At 52.5% G+C, this 6,862-nt stretch carries 8 protein-coding genes; 7 read left to right on the forward strand and 1 reads right to left on the reverse strand.

What is annotated here, in order from left to right; translation table 11 throughout:
• The 3 genes from ACLUYS_RS04560 to ACLUYS_RS04570 all read left to right on the forward strand — a co-directional run.
• Nucleotides 1-781: dihydroorotate dehydrogenase (locus ACLUYS_RS04560; protein WP_412659239.1), on the forward strand; the 781-nt coding region annotated here is incomplete at its 5' end.
• Nucleotides 782-1,047: 266 nt separating this feature from the next.
• Nucleotides 1,048-1,746: an orotidine-5'-phosphate decarboxylase gene (gene pyrF, locus ACLUYS_RS04565; RefSeq protein WP_288339139.1), complete on the forward strand. Its 699-nt coding sequence runs from the start codon at nucleotides 1,048-1,050 to the stop codon at nucleotides 1,744-1,746.
• Nucleotides 1,747-1,761: 15 nt separating this feature from the next.
• Nucleotides 1,762-2,349 carry a formate/nitrite transporter family protein gene (locus tag ACLUYS_RS04570; protein ID WP_230266907.1) on the forward strand — a complete coding sequence of 196 codons (588 nt, stop codon included), beginning with the start codon at nucleotides 1,762-1,764 and terminating at the stop codon, nucleotides 2,347-2,349.
• 313 nt (nucleotides 2,350-2,662) lie between these two features.
• Here the strand turns inward: ACLUYS_RS04570 and ACLUYS_RS04575 are convergent, their stop codons facing one another.
• Nucleotides 2,663-3,088 carry a hypothetical protein gene (locus tag ACLUYS_RS04575; protein ID WP_230266906.1) on the reverse strand — a complete coding sequence of 142 codons (426 nt, stop codon included), beginning with the start codon at nucleotides 3,086-3,088 and terminating at the stop codon, nucleotides 2,663-2,665.
• Nucleotides 3,089-3,743: 655 nt separating this feature from the next.
• Between ACLUYS_RS04575 and ACLUYS_RS04580 the strand changes: the two genes are divergently transcribed.
• The 4 genes from ACLUYS_RS04580 to ACLUYS_RS04595 all read left to right on the forward strand — a co-directional run.
• Nucleotides 3,744-4,523 carry a DeoR/GlpR family DNA-binding transcription regulator gene (locus ACLUYS_RS04580; protein ID WP_230266905.1) on the forward strand — a complete coding sequence of 260 codons (780 nt, stop codon included), beginning with the start codon at nucleotides 3,744-3,746 and terminating at the stop codon, nucleotides 4,521-4,523.
• A gap of 153 nt (nucleotides 4,524-4,676) precedes the next feature.
• Nucleotides 4,677-5,600, forward strand: coding sequence for a 1-phosphofructokinase (gene pfkB, locus ACLUYS_RS04585; protein WP_230266904.1), 924 nt, complete (start codon nucleotides 4,677-4,679; stop codon nucleotides 5,598-5,600).
• A 184-nt stretch (nucleotides 5,601-5,784) separates the two neighbouring features.
• A complete protein-coding gene (locus ACLUYS_RS04590) occupies nucleotides 5,785-6,153 on the forward strand; it encodes a PTS sugar transporter subunit IIA (protein WP_369413417.1) in 369 nt (122 codons plus the stop codon).
• On the forward strand, nucleotides 6,153-6,862 hold a 710-nt coding region (locus tag ACLUYS_RS04595), incomplete at its 3' end, for a fructose PTS transporter subunit IIB (RefSeq protein WP_412659242.1). The genes ACLUYS_RS04590 and ACLUYS_RS04595, both read left to right, overlap by 1 nt.

Consider the following 6,862-nt stretch of genomic DNA (forward strand, 5'->3'; position numbering starts at 1 on the left):
CATTACGCCCGATCCCCGCGCCGGCAATCCTCTGCCGCGCATCGCGGAAGCTCCGTCGGGCATGATCAACGCCATCGGTCTGCAGAACCGAGGCGTGGAATTCGTCAAAGCCCGCGAACTTCCGTTTCTGGAACAGTTTGATACCGAAGTCATCGCCAACGTGGCGGGCGCAAGTCTGCAGGACTACGCGCTGGTCATTGAACAGCTGCGCGGCATGGACGTTATCAAGGCGTTTGAGCTGAACATCTCCTGCCCGAACGTTTCCGCCGGCGGCATGGCCATCGGTACCAATCCCGAACTGGCTGCGGAAGTCACCCGTATGGCGAAGGCCGTTGCCGACAAGCCGGTTTACGTGAAGCTTTCGCCAAACGTAACGGATATCACGAAAATCGCGCAGGCGGTGGAACAGGCCGGTGCTGACGGTATCGTTCTGATCAATACCGTTCCGGCGATGCGCATCGATCTGCGCACCGCAAAACCGCTGCTTGGCAACGTCACAGGCGGTCTTTCCGGACCGGCGATTAAGCCGATCGCCATCCGTGCGGTCTACCTTTGTGCACAGGCTGTAAACATTCCAATCATCGGCTGCGGCGGCATTACATGCGCCGAAGATGTTCTGGAATTCCTGTACGCAGGCGCAAGCGCTGTGGAAATCGGCAGCGAAAATCTGGTCGATCCGTGGGCATGCCCGCGCATTATCGATGAACTTCCTGCCGCTCTGGCCAAATACCGTCTGAACTCGGTCAAGGAAGCCATTGGCAAAGCGCTTCCGAAAAACTAAGTCTTTTAAAAACGAAGAAGCCGGTCGACTGCCGGCTTCTTTTTTGAGGCGAAACGAGGAGAAGAAAAGCCCTTTTTCGTACGAAAGCTGGATTCTTTGTCATTTCCAGACAGGATTCGATACAGTAAAGGCGATCGAAAACTGCACCGCCAGGCGCGACCTGCTGCGCCTGGCTCGATTCGATCCGTAAATGCTTGTCCGACTACGCTCGAAAGCGCAGAACGGCGAAACATCAGAAGAACACGAAAGCGAGAGAAGGAGAATTTATGAGCAAAACAATTATTGCGCTGGATTTTTCCAGCCGTCAGGAAGTCCTGGATTTCCTTTCCCAGTTTGATCAGCCCGTCACCGTAAAAATCGGCATGGAACTGACGTATGCGGAAGGTCTGGACATGGTCCGTGAAGTCAAGGCGATGGGTCATGACGTTTTCCTCGATCTGAAGCTGCACGATATTCCAAACACCGTAAAAGGCGGCATGAAAAACCTGGCGGCTCTGGGCGCCGATATCGTCAACTGCCATGCGGCCGGCGGCATCGAAATGATGAAAGCCGCCAAGGAAGGCATTGAACTCGGTGCCGGCGAAGGCAAGAAGCCGCTCGTCATCGCGGTAACACAGCTGACCAGCACGTCGAAGGAAGCGATGAACGAACAGCAGGGCATCCCTGGCGAAGTCATCGATTCCGTCATTCGCTACGCCAAAGCGGCCAAGGAAGCCGGTCTGGACGGCGTGGTCTGCTCCGTCCATGAAGCCAAGGCGATCAAGGAAGCCTGCGGCGAAGATTTCCTTACTGTAACCCCGGGCATTCGTCTGGCCACCGATTCCAAGGACGACCAGAAGCGCGTCGCCACCCCGGAATTCGCCCGCGAACAGGGATGCGATTACATCGTTGTCGGTCGTTCCATTACTAAGGCAGCGGATCCGAAAGCCACGTTTGAAGCCATCGAAGCGGTGATGAACGCGTAAGCAGGGCCGCTTTCCATGAAAAAATCGATTGCGGCCGGCGGAATGATTGCGATTGCCGCGTATTTGTTCCTTCGTGCCGAAGCGCCGCTGGGCGCCCTCTTTTTCGGCTTCGGCCTGGCGTTTGTCATCATTTATCAGCTTGATCTCTTCACCGGGAAAATCGGCTTTTTCGGCGAGCAGGACCTGCCGTTTCTCCGTATTCTTCTGGGCAACCTGATCGGTGCCGGAATTGTCTGTCTGCTGCTGCGCACGAACACGCCGGTGATTGAAACCGCGCAGGCACTGGTGGAAAAGAAAGACGCCCTGAGCTGGTATGTCGCCCTCATTAACGGGACGTTTTGCGGCGTTCTCATGTATCTGGCGGTCAGCTCCTGGAAAAGAGGCTTTCACGCTGGATGCTTCCTTTGCGTCACGGTATTTATCCTCTGTGGATTTGAACACTCCATCGCCGACTTCGCCTATATGGCGCTGGCCTGGAAATGGTCGCTCAACCTGCTCTGGATTTTGCTTGGCAACGCGCTTGGCGCGGTGATCTGCCGTCTGATGGTCGAAGACAAAGCCATCTTCCGCTGGCCGTCACTGCAGGCAAAAGCCAAAAACTAAGCTCGAAACGCTGTGTTTCAAAGCTGCATTTCAAAAAGGAATGGTAATCCGTCTGGACTGTCCGATTGTTCGGCAAAATCCAGACGGATTTTTTTATAGCCGCATACCCAGAGCAAGGAAGAAAGGGTACCCTGAAAACTGGACACGAAAGAGAGAAAAGAAAGGGAAGCGGGAAGAGGAAAAAGGTAAGAGAAAAAAGATGATAAGGAAAGCTGAAAACAGGAAAAGGCGCTCGACCGGCTGTAAAAACAGCGGGCAGAGCGCCTGAAATGGGTCTGGTACTGGAATGACTTCTTTTCAATTATTCAACAGCTTATTCAACAGCCGCTTCGGCTTCTTCCTGTGTGAAACCAAAGTCGAGCAGCGTCTGGATCGCTTCGTCGTGATCTTTCTTGTCGAGACGATTCAGCATTTCTTTCGCGTTTTCTACCCAGTCAGCTCCGTATTCGTCAACGGCGCTTTCTGCGGTGGATTTGGAATAGCCCATGTCGATCAGCTGATTGATGACCGACTGACGGGAGAACGGCGTGTTGGCGAGAATGTCGCCTACCGCATAAATTGCCGGTTCTGCAGGTTCTTCTTTCGCGGAAGAAGTGCCTTCGCTCGTAATGGCGGAAGCGTCGGAGACAGCGGATGATCCGGCTGCAGACGAAGTGCTGGAGTCTGCAGGCTTGCTGGAGCAGCCGGCCATGGTAAGCAGCAGAGCAGCGCTCAGCAGTGTATAAACGGTCTTTTTCAAAATATAAATCCTCCAAGATCTATGTGGATGTCCTCCATTCGCCCGGAGGCATCCGTCTACTAGACAGGATACAGTCTGAAGCGGATTTGAGAAAGGCCAGAATTGAAAATACCGGCTGTGACGAAGCACACCCGCAATTTATGTGTGAGATTCAGAGAGTTTGTTCCTGTTTAAAAATCTGAAGCTTCGTGACCGGTTCCGGAAGCATCTGAACTTCCCGTTCCATTCCGAAAAACAGGCTTACGTGTTCTGGACAGTTTTTTCGTCAGATAAAGCCGCCAATTATCCAGGGACAGAACGTTCGTCCCGTTTTCTTTCCTCCGGACGATCTTTCAGAATTGGACGAAAGCGGCTCTTTATTGGAGTACTATGAACAAATAAGGAGCTGAGCGAGCCTTTGACGCCATTTTGCGGGCTTCCAAGGCCGGATGCAGCGTTTCTGCTTTTGGATAAATATGAAATATATGAATAGTTTTGAACAAATAAGAAAGAAACTGAACGAAAATAGATGGAATCAAAGGATAAAAAGAAAATTAATGAATAAATTTGAATAAATATGGTTGATTAACCGCTTTCATCGCCGTATGATTTCACTGTAAGAAAACCAGGTGAACAGAGGTGAAAGAAATAGAAAAGAAATGAAGGAAAACAGAAAATGATGACCGAAGAAAGACACGAGAAAATTCTGGAGTATTTAAAAGGAAAAGAAAGAGCATCGCAGCAGGAACTGCTCGATCTGCTCGGGACGTCCGAGAGTACGCTGCGAAGAGATCTGATGGCGCTTGAAGAACAGGGGCTGCTGCATCGGGTACGCGGCGGCGTGACCTGCAAACCGAGAACCCATGTTTCCGACAGTCAGCTGGCGAGCCGCCGGGACCAGCATCAGAAAGAAAAAAAGGCGATTGCCCTTCAGGCAGCCGCGCAGATTCAGGATGGCGAAACCATTTATCTGGATGCTGGAACAACGGTGGAAGCACTCCTTCCTCTGCTGGCCGGAAAGAAGATCCGGGCGATTACCGATTCCATTTCCCATGCCGTACGGCTGATGGAGCTCGGCGTTCCGGTTTCCGTAACCGGCGGAGAGCTCAAATCGATCACCAGTGCGCTGGTGGGGGAAGAAACACTCGAATTTCTGGACAAGTACCGATTTTCCAAAGGATTTTTTGGGACCAATGCCGTCACAGAAGACGGAGAACTGCTGACACCGGATGTACGGGAAGCGAGTGTAAAGAAAAAGGCGCTGGAGAGAACGCTGGAAGCCTATGTGCTTGCCGATTCTTCCAAGTTTGATCAGATCGCGGCCGTTCGGTTTGGCGACCTGTCACAGGCCGTTCTGATTACGGAAAAAAACGCGCAGATTCCGGATGGATTTCCCGGACTGGTTCTTCGAAGCACGGGCGAAACGGTTTCGGAGAACGAAGACGAAATCCAGTAAAACCCTCAGGACAAAGCAGCTCTGTCCGGCGTGACGAACTTGCACCGATCATCAGAAAAACAGGAAGCCCAAACAGCGGTTTTGGGCGAATCGAGGTAAGCCAGGCTCGATCGTCCCGGTATCTCTGTCTGGGAAAAAGGAAAGGAGAACTTCATGATCTACACTCTTACCGCCAATCCTTCGCTGGACTACATCATGCGCGTCGATCATTTCGAAACCGGCGAAACAAACCGGGCCGAAGAATGCGCACTGTATCCAGGCGGAAAAGGCATCAATGTATCCACGATCCTTGGACGGCTCGGCCATGAAAATACAGCCCTTGGATTTGTGGCCGGATTTTCCGGACAGGAACTTGTGCGCATGCTGGAAGAGCGCCGCTTTAAAAAGGACTTCATCGACTGTGCCGGCTATACCCGGATTAACGTCAAGCTCAAATCCGGCAGGGAAACGGAAATCAACGGATGCGGTCTGCAGCTTTGTGAGGCGGACGTGGAAAAACTGAAAACCCGCATCCGAAGCCTGAACGAAAAGGATGTGCTGATTCTTTCTGGAAGCGTTCCGGCTGGAATGGATTCGATGTTCTACCGTCATCTGCTCGATCTGACCAAGGACTCCGTGCTCAGTGCGGTAGACGCCACGGGCGATCTTCTGCTCCATACCCTCGAGCGGCATCCGTTTCTGATCAAGCCAAATCAGGATGAGCTGGAAGCTCTGTTTGATCAGAAACTTGAATCCGTCGAAAGCCTTGCCCGGGCGGCCCGCAGACTTCAGGACATGGGGGCAAAAAATGTTCTGGTTTCCCGCGGGGCGAAAGGTGCACTGCTTGCCGGAATGGACGGCGCGTTTTATACGGCTTCCTGCCCGCAGGGAAAACTGGTCAATTCCGTCGGGTCGGGCGACTCGATGGTTGCGGGATTTATGGCTGGCTATCTCGATACCGAGAATCTTAAAGAGGCGCTTGCTCTTGGCGTCTACTGCGGATCGGCTACCGCCTTCTGCAGCGATCTAGCCCAGTACGAAGATATTCAGCGGCTTCAGAACGAAAGTCTGATCGAGATTCAGCAGTTTACACTCTGATCGATTTCAATACACTGCACACTGCTTTCCTGCCGGCCGATCTGGAATTTCCGGAAGCGTCGGATCTGTGTTCGCCTGCGATGTTTTCCTTACTCAAAACAGGATGCAGATGTGCAAAGAGACACCCGATTTACCTTAAGCGAAAAAGACGGACGGAATCGTCCGGCAGAGGAAAGGAAAACACATGAAAATTCGCGATTTGCTGGCAATCGAAAGCATCGATGTGCATGCTTCTGCTGCCGATAAAAACGAAATTATCCGCAAAGCGATTGATCTCATGGAAAAAAGCGGAAAAATCGCAGAGCGCGCTCCCTATGAAGAACAGGTTTATAACCGGGAAAAAGAAAGTACGACGGGTGTGGGCATGGGGATCGCGATTCCCCATGGCCGCAGCGCAGCCGTAAAACAGCCAGGTCTGGCCGCCATGGTCATTCCAGACGGTGTGGATTATGACTCTCTCGACGGACAGCCGGTGAATCTTCTGTTCCTGATTGCCGCACCGGAGGCGGAAACGTTCATCTTCAGGTGCTGGCCCAGCTGTCGAGAATGCTGATGAATGAAGAGCTTTCCAGCGCACTCAAAAAGGCGCAGACACCAGAGGAATTTTTGAATCTGCTCAATGAGGCGGAAGAAGCCCTCGATCAGCCGGCGGCAGAAAAAACGGCGACGGCAGAAAAAGAGCCGGCAGCCGGCGCAAATCCGGATGCAAAGGTTCCTTATATTGTGGCGGTTACGGGATGCCCGACGGGAATTGCGCATACGTATATGGCTGCAGAGTCCATTGAGAAAAAAGCTAAGGAAATGGGATACCGGGTCAAGGTGGAAACACGCGGATCCGGCGGCGCAAAAAATATACTGACGGCGGACGACATTCAGAATGCCGATGGAATCATTGTTGCGGCCGATACAAAAGTTCCTATGGATCGATTCAACGGAAAACGCGTGATTCAGACCGCTGTTGCCGATGGAATTCATAAACCGCAGGAGCTGATCGAACGCTCCCTGGATCCGGCCGCTCCGGTATACGAATCCGGCAATGCATCGCATGCAGAAGGATCGGAAGAAAAAGAATCCGGCTGGCACAAGGTGTATAAAGACCTGATGAACGGCGTTTCGCACATGCTTCCCTTTATTGTCGGCGGCGGAATCATGATCGCTATTGCCTTCCTGATTGACGGCTTTTGCGTAGACATGAACATGCTGGCTGAATCCGAGCGGCAGCTGTTTGGTACGATTACGCCGGCGGCGGCTTTCTTCAAGAG

Origin of the sequence: Allobaculum sp. (assembly GCF_047010065.1) — a bacterium.
GTDB lineage: Bacteria > Bacillota_I > Bacilli_A > Erysipelotrichales > Erysipelotrichaceae > Allobaculum > Allobaculum fili.

What these genes read in the sequence shown, in the direction of transcription:
- pfkB (WP_230266904.1), top strand. Translation starts at nt 4,677, where the DNA reads ATGATCTACACTCTTACCGCCAATCCTTCGCTGGACTACATCATGCGC.
- pyrF (WP_288339139.1), top strand. Translation starts at nt 1,048, where the DNA reads ATGAGCAAAACAATTATTGCGCTGGATTTTTCCAGCCGTCAGGAAGTC.
- ACLUYS_RS04590 (WP_369413417.1), top strand. Translation starts at nt 5,785, where the DNA reads ATGAAAATTCGCGATTTGCTGGCAATCGAAAGCATCGATGTGCATGCT.
- ACLUYS_RS04570 (WP_230266907.1), top strand. Translation starts at nt 1,762, where the DNA reads ATGAAAAAATCGATTGCGGCCGGCGGAATGATTGCGATTGCCGCGTAT.
- ACLUYS_RS04580 (WP_230266905.1), top strand. Translation starts at nt 3,744, where the DNA reads ATGATGACCGAAGAAAGACACGAGAAAATTCTGGAGTATTTAAAAGGA.